We start from the raw sequence: 13,622 nt of genomic DNA on the forward strand, positions 1-13,622 counted from the left end.
AGGCGCGGCCGGCGGCTTCGGCGGCGGGGCCGGCGGCGGCTTCCCGGGCGGCGGCGCGATGCTGCGCGGTGGCGGGGGCGGCCCGCCCGGCGGGCCATGACTCGCCCCGTCATCGCGGTCGAGCGAGTCGTCAAGTCCTACGCGATGGGCGACCTGACGGTGCACGCGCTGCGCGGCGTCTCGCTGCGGATCGAGCGCGGCGACTACGTCGCGATCATGGGCAGCTCGGGCAGCGGCAAGTCGACGCTGATGAACATCCTCGGCTGTCTCGACGCGCCGACGAGCGGCAGCTACCTGCTCGACGGCATCGACGTGCGCGCCTACGACGACGACGACCTCGCCGACATCCGCAACCGCAAGATCGGCTTCGTCTTCCAGTCGTTCAACCTCGTGCCGCGCACGCGCGCGCTGGCGCAGGTCGAGCTGCCGCTCGCCTACGCCGGCGTCGGCCGCGCCGCGCGCCGCCGCCGCGCCGCGGAGGCGCTGCGGGCGGTCGGCATGGGCGACCGACTCGACCATCTGCCGTCGGAGCTGTCGGGCGGCCAGCAGCAGCGCGTCGCGGTCGCGCGGGCGCTCGTCGCCAGCCCGCCGCTGCTGCTCGCCGACGAGCCGACCGGCAACCTCGACTCGCGCTCGACCGAGGACGTGCTGTCGATCTTCAACGCGCTCAGCGCGCACGGCCGCACGATCGTGCTGATCACGCACGAGAGCGAGGTCGCCGAGCGCGCCAAGCGGGTGATCCGGCTGATCGACGGCCGCATCGTCGAGGACCGTCGCCTCGACGGCGCGCCCGATCCCACCGCCGCCTCCGGGAGCGCCGCGGCGTGATCGGCGCCGAGACGCTGCGGATCGCGGTCGGCGGGATCCTGGCGAACAAGCTGCGTTCCGGCCTGACGATCCTCGGGCTGACGATCGGCGTCGCCTCGGTGATCGTGCTGATCGCCGTCGGCAACGGCTCCTCCAGAGCGGTCACGGCGCAGATCGAGGCGCTCGGCTCCAACGTGCTGCTGGTGACCTCGGGCTCGGCGCCGGGCGGTTCCGGCGCCTCCAACGCGGCAACCGAGCCGCTGACGACGAGAGACGCCGCCGCGCTGGTCGACGACGAGGCGGCGCCGGCGGTCGCGGGCGCCTCGCCGACGGTCAACGCGAGCGCGACGATCGTCAGCGGCTCGACCAGCTACGCGCCGTCGAGCTTCGTCGGCACGACGCCGGCGTACGCCCAGGCGCGCGATTACGACGTGGCGCAGGGCGAGTTCTTCACGACTGCCGACGTGCGCGACCGCGAGCGCGTCGTCGTGCTCGGTCAGACGGTCGTCGACAACCTCGGTGCCGGCATCGGGCAGACGGTCCAGATCGGCGGCGTCAACTTCCAGGTCGTCGGCGTCCTCGCCGCCAAGGGCGCGAGTGGGATGCAGGATCAGGACGACGTCGCGCTGGCGCCGCTGAGCGCGGTGCAGGACACGCTCAGCGGCTACGGCGACGTCGACGCGATCACGGTGCAGGCGAGATCGCGCGACCAGCTCGACGCCGCGCAGGCGCAGGTGACGGCGATCCTGAACGACCGCCATGACATCGCCGACGGCGCCGACCCGGACTTCCAGGTGATCAACCAGGGCTCGATCCTGGCGGCGTCGAGCGAGACGAGCGGCGTCTTCACGACGCTGCTGGCGCAGGTCGCGGCGATCTCGCTGCTGGTCGGCGGGATCGGCGTGATGAACATCATGCTCGTCTCCGTCACCGAGCGCACGCGCGAGATCGGGATCCGCAAGGCGATCGGCGCCCGCCGCGGCGACATCCTCTCGCAGTTCCTCGTCGAGGCGGTGCTGGTCTCGCTGCTCGGCGGCCTCTGCGGCGTGCTCGTCGGCGTCGCCGGCACCCAGTTCAGAATCGCCGGCGTCGCGCCGGTGATCGCGCCCTATTCGATCCCGCTCGCCTTCGGCGCGGCGATCGCCACCGGCCTCTTCTTCGGCACCTACCCCGCCAGCCGCGCAGCCCGCCTGCGACCGATCGAGGCGCTGCGCTTCGAGTGAGGAGCCCTGCTCATGACGACAGAGACCGACGACACGACGCTGCTGCATGACGATTGGATCGCGCGCGAGGAGGAGCCGCTGCCGCCGCCGCGCTCGCGCCGCCGCCTGACGCCGCTGAGCGGCGCCCTGCTGGCGCTGCTGCTGGTCTCCGGCGGCTTCCTCGGGGGCGTGCTGGTGCAGAAGCAGGCCGGTGACGGCGGCGATGCCGGCGGCCTCGCCGGCGGCCCGGGCGCGGCCGGCGGCTTCCCCAGGGGGATGGCCGCGACCTCCGGCGGCGCGGCTGGCACGAATCGCGGCGCGAACGCGACGATCGGCGAGGTCACGACGGTGAGGGGCGACACGCTCTACGTCAGAGACGCGAGCGGCAACACGGTGAAGGTGAAGGCGGCCCAAGGCGCCACCGTGACGCGCACCGTCGACAGCAAGCCGCGCGAGATCCGCCCGGGCGAGCAGGTCGTCGTGCAGGGAACCAGCCGAGACGGCACGGTGACCGCGACCTCGATCACGGCCGGCGCCGCGGGCGGCGACATCGCGGCGCTGATGGGCGGCGCGGCAGACCGCACGGGCGGCGACGACGCCGTCGACCAGCTCTTCAACGACGACATGAACGGGACGAGATGACGACCGGATCCACCCTCCGCGCGCTTGCCGCCGGGGTTGCGGCGCTCGCCGTCGCGCTGCCGCTGGCGGCCTGCGGCTCCTCTGACGACGGCAGCGGCAGCACCACCTCGACGGTCGCGGCGGCCGCCGGGCAGGGTGGGAGAGACCGCGGCGAGCTGGCCGTCTGCCTGAGAGAGCACGGCGTCGAACTGCCCCAGCCGCCGGCCGGCGCCGGCCGACCCGACGGCGCGCCGCAAGGCGAAGGCACACCGCCCGACGGCGCGACGACCCCCGAAGGCGCACCGCCCGGCGACGGCAGCGGACCGCCGGCCGGAGGTCCCGGCGGCGGCTTCTTCGGCAGAGACCTCTCGGACGCCGAGCGCGAGAGACTCGAGGCGGCCTTCGAGGCATGCGGCGGCAGCTTCGGCGGCGAGCGGGGCGGGCCCGGCATGCCAGGCAGAGCCGGCGCGGCCGGCGGCAGAGGCGGCGCCCCGTCGGCGGCCGCCCTCGAGCAGTTCGTCGCCTGCGTGCGCAGAAACGGCTACGACCTGCCCGACGCCAACACCTCCGGCGATGGCCCGGTCTTCGACGACGACGCCGTCGATCGCGACGACCCCGCCTTCGTCAGCGCGAGCAGAACCTGCCAGAGATATCTGGCACCGACCAGCTGACGAGGGTGATGGGCGACCCGTGGCAACAACCGTTGCAAGGTCAGCGGATCGCGCGCACGCCGCAACTCGGGGCCCGCTGCCCAGTTGTAGACCGCGTACGCCAACGACCAATACGGAGGTCTTCCATGCGGCGATTCGCTGCACTTGGCGTCGTGACTGCTGCGCTGTTCGCGAGCGCAGGCCCGCTCGCCGCGACTTCGCTGGCAGCAGCGCCCACGGCGACGACCGGTACGACGACCAGCATCACTGACACGAGAGCGACCCTCAACGCAACCGTCAATCCCGGTGGTGAGGAGACGAGCTACTCGTTCCAGTACGGCACGACGACCGACTACGGCCGCCAGACGAGACTGACGTCGGCCGGCAACGGCACAACCGACAGACCGGTGAACGTCGACGTCGACGAGCTGACGCCGGGCACGGAGTACCACGCCCGCATCGTCGCGAGCAACGGCACCGACACCAGAACGGGCGCCGACGTCACGTTCAGAACGACCGGCACCCCGCCGGCCCCCGCGCCGAAGCCGATCGCCACGACCGGCAGCGCCGTCACGTCGATCTCGGGCGCGACCGTCAACGGCACGGTGAACCCGCAGGGCCGCGCCACGACGTACTACTTCCAGTTCGGCGAGACGGCCGCCTACGGCAACCAGACCGCGCCGCAGAGCGCGGGCGCCGGCACGACGCCGGTCTCCGTCTCGGCCGCGCTGTCGGGCCTCAGAACCGACACGACGTACCACTACCGGCTTGTTGCGATCGGCCCGGGCGACGCGATCGCCACGGGTGAGGACAGAACGCTGGCGACCGGCGGTGCCGGCTCGACGATCCTGTCGTTCTTCGGCCAGACCGCCTTCACCGACCAGAACGGCGTCGGCGGCGTCTTCCTCGGCTGCTTCGGCGCCGTCTCCTGCAGAGGCGACATGACGCTGGAGCGCAGCGGCAAGGTCGTCGGGGAGCGCAAGGGCTACACGATCAGACAGAACTTCGGCGGCATCGTGCACATCACGCTCAACGACCTCGGCAAGCGGCTGCTGCGCCAGCGCGGCAACATGAGCGTCCGCACGACGGTGCTCAACGCCAACGGCCAGAGAGTCACGGGCGTCACGAAGCTGATCCGCTACTCGACCAACGGACTCAAGGGATAGGGCAAACCCGCCGATGATCCACGCAGCGGTCCGCTGCGTTGCAACTCAGAGGTCCGCTAACGGCCCCGCCCCCGATTCTTGGCGAATTGTCGGGGACGGGGCCGTAGTGCGTTCTGGACGCGCTCTTGACAAGAGGTGTGAGTGAGCGCATACTCACACCCATGGCCGTCGCCAAGCGACAACTCTCCACCGCCGCCGAGCGCCGCGAGGTGCTGATCGAGGCCGCGACCGAGGTCTTCGCTGAGCGCGGCTTCCACGGCACGCCGACGACCGCGGTCGCGAAGGCGGCCGGCATCTCGCAGGCCTACCTCTTCCGCCTCTTCCCGACGAAGGAGGAGCTGTACGTCGCGACGATCGAGCGCTGCTACGAGCGGCTCGCCGCGACGATGCGGGCCGGCACCGAGATGGCGCGCGCCAACGGGCTCGAGCCGCTGGAGGGGATGGGGCTCGCGTACGGGGAGCTGATGCGGGACCGCACGACGCTGCGCGGCACGCTGCAGGTCTTCGCCGCCGCCTCGGGCGGCGAGCCGACGGTCCAGGAGGCGGCGCGCGCCGGCTACGGGATGCTGTTCGAGCTGGTCAAGCGGCTCAGCGGGGCCGACGACGAGAAGCTGCGCGAGTTCTTCGCGCGCGGGATGCTGATCACGGTGCTCGCCGGCATGGACGCCCCGAACCTCGACGCCGACTGGGCGCGTTCGCTGCTCGGCGGCGACTTGAAGGACTGCATCTGAGGGCAAGTCGGCGCACCCTTTTTTTGCGCCCAGAGTGAGTGACTGATTACACACCATGGCAACCAATGCGAAGGAGCAGGCGGGATGAGCCGCTCAGGCCAGATCTGGACTTCGATCGTGACGAGCTTCGCGCTCTTCATGGTCACGCTCGACAACCTCGTCGTGACGACCGCGCTGCCGTCGATCCGCGTCGACCTCGACGCGTCGCTGGCATCGCTCGGCTGGACCGTCAACGCTTACACGCTGGCGTTCGCGGTCCTGCTGCTGCCGGCCGCCGCGCTCGGCGACCGGCTCGGCCGCCGCCGCACCTTCGCCGCCGGCCTCGGCCTCTTCACGCTCGCCTCGGCGGCCGCCGCGCTGGCGCCGAGCACCGACGCGCTGATCGCCGCGCGCGCCTTGCAGGGCGCGGGCGCGGCGATCGTGATGCCGCTGTCGCTGACGCTCCTGTCGGAGGCCTTCCCGGCCGGCAAGCGCGGCCTCGCGCTCGGCATCTGGTCGGGCGTCAGCGGCCTCGGCGTCGCGCTCGGCCCGCTCGCCGGCGGCGCCGTCGTCGAGGGCATCTCGTGGCATTGGATCTTCTGGATCAACGTGCCGGTCGGCCTCGTGCTGACGCCGCTGGCGCTGACGCGCCTGCGCGAGTCGCACGGCGGCGCCCGCCGGCTCGACCTGCCCGGCCTGGCGCTCGGCGGCGTCGGCCTGCTCGGCATCACCTTCGGGATCGTTCGCGCCGAGGCGCTCGGCTGGACGAGCGCGACGGTGCTCGGCACGATGATCGGCGGCCTGCTGCTGCTCGTCGCCTTCGTCGCGTGGGAGCTGCGCGCGCCGGAGCCGATGCTGCCGATGCGTTTCTTCAAGAGCCGCGCCTTCAGCGCCACCAGCGGCGTCTCGCTGTCGATGTACTTCGGCGTCTTCGGCTCGATCTTCCTGCTGGCGCAGTTCTTCCAGACCGCGCAGGGCTACGGGCCGCTGGAGGCCGGGCTGCGGACGCTGCCGTGGACCGGCGTGACGATGATCGTCGCGCCGCTGGCGGGGATCTACTCCGACCGGATCGGCTCGCGGCCGCTGATGGCGACGGGCCTGGCGCTGCAGGCCGGCGCGCTGACGTGGCTGGCGATCGTCTCGGCCCCGGACGTCGCGTACAGCTCGCTGCTGGTCCCGTTCGTGATGGCCGGTGCTGGCATGGCGCTGGTGTTCGCGCCGGCCGCCAACGCCGTCCTCTCCTCGGTCCGCACGAGCGAGGCCGGGCAGGCCTCGGGGGCGACCAACACGATCCGCGAGATCGGCGGCGTGCTCGGTGTCTCGGTCCTCTCGACCGTCTTCGCGGGAGCGGGCTCCTACGCCTCGCCGCAGGCATTCACCGACGGCCTCGTCGCCGCCCTTTGGGTCGGCGCGGCGGTGCTCGCGGCCGGCGTGGTCGCCGCGCTGCTGGTGCCCGGTCACCGCAGCCAGGTCGCGGCGGCCGAGCAGAACGCGGCCGCGGACGCCGCCGCTGCCGACGCCGATGCCGACCGCGCGGAGCGGGCGCCCCGCGAGCCGGCGATCGCCTGACGAACGTCGCGGGGGCGGGGCAGCGTCGCCCGCCCCCGCGCGACGCGCTACTTGAGCGGCAGCGAGATCGTCTTGGTGACCTGCTTGCCGCCGCCGACTGGCGCGATCGTGATCTGCACGCGCACGCGCGGCTTGCGCGCCTTCAGCAGCCGCGCCCGCTGCGCCTTCGCGATCTTCACCGTCAGCGTGCGCGAGCCGGCGCCCTTCAGCCGCACGCTGCCGGCGCCCAGTCTGCGCGCGCCGAGTCTGACGCTCGCGCTGACCTTGCACGCCGTCGCGCACGAGATCTTCAGCGCGACGCCTCTGCTCGCGAGCGCCTGCTTCGTCGCCGGCTTGCCGGCCAGCTTCGCGCTCGTCTTGACCGGCGCCGGTCTCGTCGGCGCTCTGGGGTCGACGGGCGGAGCGACCGCTCTCGCCGGCGGCACGTCGGCCGGGCCCCAGTCGGCGCTTCTGCCGCCGGGGATCAGCATCCGCGGCTCGGTCGCGCCCTGGTTGCAGGGATCGAGCGTCAGCGCGGGCACGTCGGCGACGTAGATGCCGTCGCCCTGCGCGAACGCGAGCTTGCTGCCGTCGGGCGACCAGGTCGGCCCGTCGAAGCGGCCGCCGACGGGGTTGCCGATCTCGTAGCAGCCTCTCGGGAAGTACGGGTAGAGCCCTTCAGGCGTTCTGTAGATCCGCAGTCTCTCGTGGTTGTCGCCGGCGACGTAGGCCATCTTTCTATGCGTATGGTCGAACTCGCCGTCGTGCAGCTGGACGTCGGCCTCGTTGGCCCAGCGCGCCAGTCCGTCGGTGCCCTCGAACGGGTAGGGCGTGTGGATCACCAGATCTTCGTTGCCGATCGCGGGCGAGGGATCGCTCAGCACGGTCGCGTCGCCGTCGTTGGTCCAGGTCGGGTAGATCCAGCCGGTCTGCGACTTGAACTGCGGATCGTCGAGCGACGTGATCTGGTCGGGCTTCGAGTAGCCGGTCCCCTGTCGCATGTAGACGCAGACCGTCTGGAACTCGGGCAGGCAGCCGCCGTCGATCTGTCTGTAGTACCAGTGGTAGGCGACCTTGCGGCCGTCGGGCGAGAGCTTCGGGTCGAACGGGCCGTACCACTGGCGGCCGTCGCTGCCGCTCTGTGCGCCGGGGCCGGTGCTGACCGGCGTGTAGAAGTCGGCTCTGACGACGCCGTCACGGCCGAGCCAGTGCAGTCTGGTGCCGTGCGTGGCGATCATGTCGCCGTACTTGTCCTGCGAGACGGTCGAGTAGCCGCCGGCGGTGGTGACCTGGAGCTGGCGGGCGCCGTCGGAGGTCGACAGCCAGATGTTGCCGTCCTTGACGTAGGCGATCGAGTCGGCCTGCGCGGCCGGCGCGGCGGCGGCCGCCAGCGCGGCCGCGCCCGCCGTGACGGCGAGCGCGGTGCGGGCGCGGCGGAGCAGGGGACGGTCGGAGCGGAGTGGCATGGGAGGGCGGTCCTTCCGGTTGGTCGGGGAGCACGGATGCGAGGTCTCCATCCCATCGCGCCGCGCTCCCCGCCACAGCGGGACGCCTCCCCAGCATTTGCCCCCAGGGGGACCCTGCCCTGGCGCTGCGAACCCTGCCCTGTCCCTGCCGGGACGCCGACCGCGACCCCTACCGCTGCATCAGCGTCGCGGTCGTGCCGGCCGCCAGCCGCTGGGTGCCGATCGAGTCGAACTTCGCCGCCCAGTCGCCGCTGACGGTGCCGCTGGCCATCGTCCCCGTCGCCTCACCGGCGAAGGCGAGCGCGCCGGAGAGGAACGGCGCGGGGCCTGTCAGCGTGGCACTGGAGAGGTCGGCGGCGGTCGTGAAGGTCGAGGCGGCGCTGGTCGCCGTGATCATGTGCATCACGGTCGCCGGAGCGGTCGCGGCGGCCGCGTCGCTGCGCATCGCCGACTGCGTCACGCCGCCGCCGGCGGTGCGGGTCGCGTTGACCATGAAGGTGTTGCCGTCGCCGCTCTCCGGCATCGCCATCAGCGTCAGGCCGCTCGTCTGGCCGCCGGTTCCGCCGTCGCATCTGAGCGCACCGCCGCTGACGCGCGCGCCGGGCAGCGACGACGCCTTGACCGTCTTGAAGTAGGTCGTGTCGAGCTTCAGCTGGAGCGCGCCGGAGAAGCTGCCGCGATCGTTTCTGCCGCCGCTGCCGGTGCAGCCGGCCGGCACGCTGCCGCGGCCGCTCTTGAGCGTGCCGAGCGTCAGCTTGACGCTGCCGTATCTGCCGAGCTTGGCGGAGATCGTCGGCTTGGCGCCGGCCGCCTTGACGGTCACGCCAGAAGCGAAGCCGTACATGTGCAGCTGCGTCGAGGCGCCGGATCTGCGGCTCAGCATCACGCTGAGCGAGTCCTTCGCGGCGTCGGTGGCGACGAGCGTCAGCTGGTAGTCGCGGACCTTCAGCGGGCCGGCGGTGAGCGTCGCGTCGGCGAGCGCGGTCGCGGGCGCGGCGAGCGTCAGCGCGCCGGCGGCGAGCAGGAGGCGAGGGAGCATGCGGATCCTTCCGGGGAGAGTCGAACGAAACGGTGCGCTCGACTTCACCGCCTCGACGCGGGAACGGCATCGGGGGCGACCCGAGCAGAACCCCTAGAACAGCCCGCATCCGGTCAGGGACGCGCCGTCACAGCCCGCGCGGCGGGCGTCCGCTCTCAGCTGCGCGCGACCGTCAGCGAGGCGCCGAACGCGCGCGCGAAGAGGTCGCCCTGCCGCAGCGCCGCCCACTCGGCGACGACGGTGTCGCCTTCGGCGTCGAGCTCCAGCACGACGCCGTCCTCGTCGTCCTCGTCACGGCGCAGCCGGGCGCCGCGCACCACCTGATCGCGATTGCGCTCCAACTGCTCGGCGATCCGCAGCAGCGCGGCGCCGCGCAGCAGCAACTCGTCGTCGCCCTCCTCGCACAGCGGCGCGAAGGTGCCGAGCTGCGGCGTGCCCTTGCGGTGGTAGCGCGCCATCAGCGCCACCAGCGCGACCTCGCGCGGCGTGAAGCCGGGCAGACCCGAGCCGAGGATCAGGTAGCTGGAGTGCTTGTGGTGGTCGTCGTAGTCGACCGCCATGCCGACGTCGTGCAGCAGCGCGGCGGCGTCGACCAGCTCGGGCTCGCCGGGCGCCGGCAGGCCGGCGCCGGGCAGCGCGCCGACGAGCTGGTCGGCCAGCTCGGCGATGTGCTCGGCGTGGACGAGGTCGACGCCGTGCTGGCGCGCGAGGTTGACGACGCTCGCTCTGCGCACGTCGGGCACGATCGGCGGGTCGGCCGGCGCCAGCTCGCCGGCGAGGAAGATCCCTTCGCGCAGCCCGGCCTCGATCACCTCGATGCCGTCGGCGCCGGTCGCCTCCAGCACCGCGCGCAGGACGATCGCCCCGCCGAGGATCACCTCGGCGCGGCCGCGCTTGATGCCGGGGACGCGCTCGCGCTCCTCCGGCGAGCGCTCGGCCAGCTGCTCGATCAGCGAGTCCAGCGCGGCCGGCGTCAGCACGAAGCCCTGGACGCTGTCGAGCGGCACCTCGGCGGCGCGGATCGCGGCGGTCGCGAGGTTGCGCAGCGCGCCGCCGATCCCGACGAGCCTGTCGCGCCCGGCGGTCGCGACCCATGGCTGCGTCGCGAACTGCGCGAGCGCGTGCTGGCGCAGCTGCTCGATCTCGTCCGGGTCGGCTGGGCCGTCGCCGTGCAGGAAGCGCTCGCTGACGCGCACCGCGCCGAGCTGCCACGAGACGCACTCGACGGCCTGGCGGTCCTCGACCGCGACCAGCTCCAGCGAGCCGCCGCCGATGTCGAGCACGATGCCGTCGGTGAGCGCCGTCTGGTTGACGGCGGCGACGTAGGAGAACCACGCCTCGTCGCGCTGGGAGAGGATGCGGATCGGCAGGCCGGTCGCGCGGCGTGCGCGCTGCACGAACTCCTCGCCGTTGGGCGCGTCGCGCACGGCGCTGGTCGCGACGGCCTCGATCTGGTCGGTTCTGATCCCGTTGGTCGCGCAGAAGGCGGCGAAGACGCGCAGCGTCTCGAGCGCGTGCGCCATCCGCTGCGGCGACAGCTCGCCGTCGGGCCCGAGGTCGCCGCCGAGCCGCACCATCTCCGACAGCTCGTCGGTCCGCTTCCACCAGCCGCTCTCGCCGACCGAGAAGACCACGAGCCTGAAGCTGTTGGAGCCGAGGTCGATCACGGCCGTCCGCCTGACGACGGCACGCCCGCCGTCGCGCACGTGCGCGAGTGCGCTCATGCCTCTATTTCGACGTGCTCGGCGCGCGCGAGGTGCAGGCGCATCAGCTCCGCCTGCACGTCATGGCGCTCGTCGCCGGGCTTGACGCGGCGGTGGTGCCACGTGCCGTCCTGGCCGAGGTCCCACGCGTTCTCAGTGTCGGCGAGGCAGCGCTCGAGCGTGTCGATCACCTGATCGCGAGCGGCCACGTCGAGCACCGGCACGACCAGCTCGACGCGCGAGTCGAGGTTGCGCGGCATCAGGTCGGCGGAGCCCATGAAGACAGCCGTCTCACCGCCCCGCTCGAAGGCGTAGATGCGCGAGTGCTCGAGGAACCGTCCGACGATCGACACGACACGGATGTTCTCGGACACGCCGGACACACCGGGGCGCAGGCAGCAGGCGCCGCGCACGTTCAGCTCGACGCGCACGCCGGCCTGCGAGGCGCGGTAGAGCGCGCGGATGCAGGCGGGATCGACGAGCGAGTTCATCTTCATCGCGATCCGTCCGGGCTGCTCGGGCGTGTGCGAGGCGATCGTCAGGTCGATCTGCTCGATGATGCGATCGCGCAGGTTGGTCGGCGCGACCAGCACGTGCTCGAAGTCCTCCGGCTTCGAGTAGCCGGTCAGCTGGTTGAACAGCTCGGCGATCTCGGCGGTGATCGCGTCGTCGGCGGTGAAGAGGCCGAAGTCGGTGTAGAGGTGGGCGGTGCCGGCGTGGTAGTTGCCGGTGCCGACGTGGGCATAGTGCTTGACGCCGTTGCCCTCGCGGCGGACGACGAGGACGGCCTTCGCATGGGTCTTGAGGCCGGGGCTGCCGAACGTGACGTGGACGCCGGCCTGCTCCAGCGCGCGCGCCCACATGATGTTCTGGCGCTCGTCGAAGCGCGCCTTCAGCTCGACGAGGCCGACGGCCTGCTTGCCGCGCTCGGCGGCGCGGATCAGCGCCGGCACCAGCGGCGAGTCGTCGCTGGTGCGGTAGACGGTCTGCTTGATCGCCAGCACCTTCGGGTCGGCGACCGCCTGCTTGACGAACTGCTCGACCGTCGCGAAGGAGTCGTACGGGTGGTGGACGAGCAGGTCGCGCTCGCGGATCTGCGAGAAGAGGCTCTTCTGCTTGCCGTCCTCGACGAACTCGGGCGGCATCACCGGCGTCCACGACGGGTCGCGCAGCTCGCGGAAGCCGGGCAGCTTCGCGACCTGCCACAGGTCGCCGAAGTCGAGCAGGCCCTCGACGTCGTAGACGTCGTCCTCCTCGACTCTCAGCTCGGCGACGAGGCGGGCGCGCAGGATCGGGTCGATCCCGGCGCTGACCTCCAGCCGCACGACCTCGCCGAAGCGGCGACGGCGCAGCTCGGCCTCGACCGCCTCCAGCAGGTCGTCGGCCTCGTCGGAGACGGTGAAGTCGGCGTCGCGCGTGACGCGGAAGACGGCGTGCGTGACGATCTCCATGCCGCGGAAGAGCTGGTCCAGATGAGCGGCGATGACCGTCTCCATCGGCACGAGCGTGCGCGCGCCCGCGCCGATCTGGACGAACCGCGGCAGCCCCTCCTTCGGCACCTTCACGCGCGCGAAGCGGGTCTGGTCGCTCTCGGGGTCGCGCACCAGCACGGCGAGCGACAGCGACAGGTTCGAGATGTAGGGGAACGGCTGGGCGGGGCCGACGGCGAGCGGCGTCAGGGCGGGGAAGACCTCGCGCTCGAAGCGCGCGTCGACCTCCTGGCGCTCGGCGTCGTCGAGCTGCTCCCAGTCGACGATGCGGATGCCGTGCTCGGCGAGCGCGGGCAGCAGCGTCTCCTGGTAGAGCGCCGACTGGCGCAGCGCCAGCTCGCGCACTCGCGTGCCGATCGCGCTCAGCAGCTCCGGCGGCGGCATCCCGTCGGCACTGGTCGCGTCGATCCCGGCGTCGACCTTCTCGTGCACGCCCGCGACGCGGACCATGAACCACTCGTCGAGGTTGGAGTTGTAGATCGCGCTGAACTTGACCCGCTCCAGCAGCGGCTTGTGCGGGTCCTCGGCGAGCTGCAGGACGCGCTCGTTGAAGTCCAGCCACGAGATCTCGCGGTTGATGAAGTGGGCCGGGTCAGCCGTCTCGACGATCTTGGTGACGTCGGCCGGCTTGAGCCGCTCGACGGCGTCGCCGAGCGCCGGCAGCAGCGGCAGGTCGGGGTAGGCGTCGCGCAGTTGCGCGAGCGTCGCCTGGTAGTGCTTGAGCTTCTCCGGGCGCAGCCGGCCGCCGGCGGCGCGGGTCGCGCGCGCCAGCTTGTCGGCGGCCATCACGGTCGCGACCTCGCGGCCGGCGTCGATCCCGCGCTGGCGCAGCTCGGCCTTGCGCTCGCCGTATGACTCCAGCTCCGGTCTCTCGGTCAGCGCATCGACGCGGCGGGCGATCTCCTCGCCCATCCGCGACGCGATCACGGAGCGGTCGACGCCCGTGTCCTCGATCACGTCGTGCAGGACGGCGGTCGCGATCGTCGCGTCGTCCTCGCCGGAGTCGTGCAGGAGCCGGGCGGTGATCGCCGCGTGCTCGACGTCGGCGGCGACGTTGCCGCCGCCGTTGGCCCGGTAGGTCTCCAGTGCCAGCGCCCAGGCATTCGCGATCGTGTCGGAATCGCGCGCGAACGCGGGCAGTTCGCTGGTCGTCGCGGCGGGGCCTGCGGTCGATGACATGGCAACGATTGTGGGCGCTCCGGGCCCGGCTCCTGTTATCG

The 13,622-nt window shown here is 72.3% G+C and carries 11 protein-coding genes; 7 read left to right on the plus strand and 4 right to left on the minus strand.

Features of this window, described 5'->3' with window-relative positions:
* The first annotated feature begins 96 nt into the window (after positions 1 to 96).
* The 7 genes from R7226_RS09505 (at position 97) to R7226_RS09535 (ending at position 6,725) form a co-directional block, all read left to right on the plus strand.
* On the plus strand, positions 97 to 828 hold the full coding sequence (locus R7226_RS09505) for an ABC transporter ATP-binding protein (RefSeq protein WP_318596846.1): 732 nt from the start codon (positions 97 to 99) through the stop codon (positions 826 to 828).
* Entirely contained in the window at positions 825 to 2,030 is a 1,206-nt protein-coding gene (locus tag R7226_RS09510) for an ABC transporter permease (protein ID WP_318596847.1), read from the plus strand. Before R7226_RS09505 ends, R7226_RS09510 begins: the two co-directional genes overlap by 4 nt.
* A gap of 12 nt (positions 2,031 to 2,042) precedes the next feature.
* A complete protein-coding gene (locus tag R7226_RS09515; protein ID WP_318596849.1) occupies positions 2,043 to 2,651 on the plus strand; it encodes a hypothetical protein in 609 nt (202 codons plus the stop codon).
* Entirely contained in the window at positions 2,648 to 3,301 is a 654-nt protein-coding gene (locus tag R7226_RS09520; protein ID WP_318596851.1) for a hypothetical protein, read from the plus strand. The genes R7226_RS09515 and R7226_RS09520 overlap by 4 nt, the downstream gene beginning before the upstream one ends.
* A gap of 152 nt (positions 3,302 to 3,453) precedes the next feature.
* On the plus strand, positions 3,454 to 4,446 hold the full coding sequence (locus tag R7226_RS09525) for a hypothetical protein (protein ID WP_318596852.1): 993 nt from the start codon (positions 3,454 to 3,456) through the stop codon (positions 4,444 to 4,446).
* Positions 4,447 to 4,607: 161 nt separating this feature from the next.
* A complete protein-coding gene (locus R7226_RS09530) occupies positions 4,608 to 5,177 on the plus strand; it encodes a TetR/AcrR family transcriptional regulator (protein WP_318596853.1) in 570 nt (189 codons plus the stop codon).
* Between the two features lie 84 nt (positions 5,178 to 5,261).
* Entirely contained in the window at positions 5,262 to 6,725 is a 1,464-nt protein-coding gene (locus R7226_RS09535; RefSeq protein WP_318596854.1) for a DHA2 family efflux MFS transporter permease subunit, read from the plus strand.
* Between the two features lie 47 nt (positions 6,726 to 6,772).
* Here R7226_RS09535 and R7226_RS09540 read toward each other — a convergent pair whose 3' ends face one another.
* From R7226_RS09540 to ppk1, 4 genes are all read right to left on the minus strand, one after another.
* Positions 6,773 to 8,170 (minus strand): TolB-like translocation protein, encoded by a 1,398-nt coding sequence (locus R7226_RS09540; protein ID WP_318596856.1) that lies wholly within the window; start codon positions 8,168 to 8,170, stop codon positions 6,773 to 6,775.
* Between the two features lie 169 nt (positions 8,171 to 8,339).
* The gene (locus R7226_RS09545) at positions 8,340 to 9,209 is read right to left on the minus strand and encodes a hypothetical protein (protein ID WP_318596857.1); all 870 of its coding nucleotides are present in this window, start codon (positions 9,207 to 9,209) and stop codon (positions 8,340 to 8,342) included.
* Positions 9,210 to 9,364: 155 nt separating this feature from the next.
* Positions 9,365 to 10,933, minus strand: a complete 1,569-nt coding sequence (locus R7226_RS09550) for a Ppx/GppA phosphatase family protein (protein ID WP_318596858.1) — start codon at positions 10,931 to 10,933, stop codon at positions 9,365 to 9,367.
* Entirely contained in the window at positions 10,930 to 13,581 is a 2,652-nt protein-coding gene (gene ppk1, locus R7226_RS09555; RefSeq protein ID WP_318596859.1) for a polyphosphate kinase 1, read from the minus strand. The genes R7226_RS09550 and ppk1 overlap by 4 nt, the downstream gene beginning before the upstream one ends.
* Between the last annotated feature and the right edge of the window lie 41 nt (positions 13,582 to 13,622).

It is taken from the genome of Conexibacter stalactiti (genome assembly GCF_033542075.1).
Taxonomy (GTDB): domain Bacteria; phylum Actinomycetota; class Thermoleophilia; order Solirubrobacterales; family Solirubrobacteraceae; genus Conexibacter; species Conexibacter stalactiti.

Bases quoted from the DNA above. Each gene is read 5' to 3' on its own strand.
- R7226_RS09505 (WP_318596846.1), top strand. From the start codon at position 97: ATGACTCGCCCCGTCATCGCGGTCGAGCGAGTCGTCAAGTCCTACGCG.
- R7226_RS09515 (WP_318596849.1), top strand. From the start codon at position 2,043: ATGACGACAGAGACCGACGACACGACGCTGCTGCATGACGATTGGATC.
- R7226_RS09520 (WP_318596851.1), top strand. From the start codon at position 2,648: ATGACGACCGGATCCACCCTCCGCGCGCTTGCCGCCGGGGTTGCGGCG.
- R7226_RS09530 (WP_318596853.1), top strand. From the start codon at position 4,608: ATGGCCGTCGCCAAGCGACAACTCTCCACCGCCGCCGAGCGCCGCGAG.
- R7226_RS09535 (WP_318596854.1), top strand. From the start codon at position 5,262: ATGAGCCGCTCAGGCCAGATCTGGACTTCGATCGTGACGAGCTTCGCG.
- R7226_RS09540 (WP_318596856.1), bottom strand. From the start codon at position 8,170: ATGCCACTCCGCTCCGACCGTCCCCTGCTCCGCCGCGCCCGCACCGCG.
- R7226_RS09545 (WP_318596857.1), bottom strand. From the start codon at position 9,209: ATGCTCCCTCGCCTCCTGCTCGCCGCCGGCGCGCTGACGCTCGCCGCG.
- R7226_RS09550 (WP_318596858.1), bottom strand. From the start codon at position 10,933: ATGAGCGCACTCGCGCACGTGCGCGACGGCGGGCGTGCCGTCGTCAGG.
- ppk1 (WP_318596859.1), bottom strand. From the start codon at position 13,581: ATGTCATCGACCGCAGGCCCCGCCGCGACGACCAGCGAACTGCCCGCG.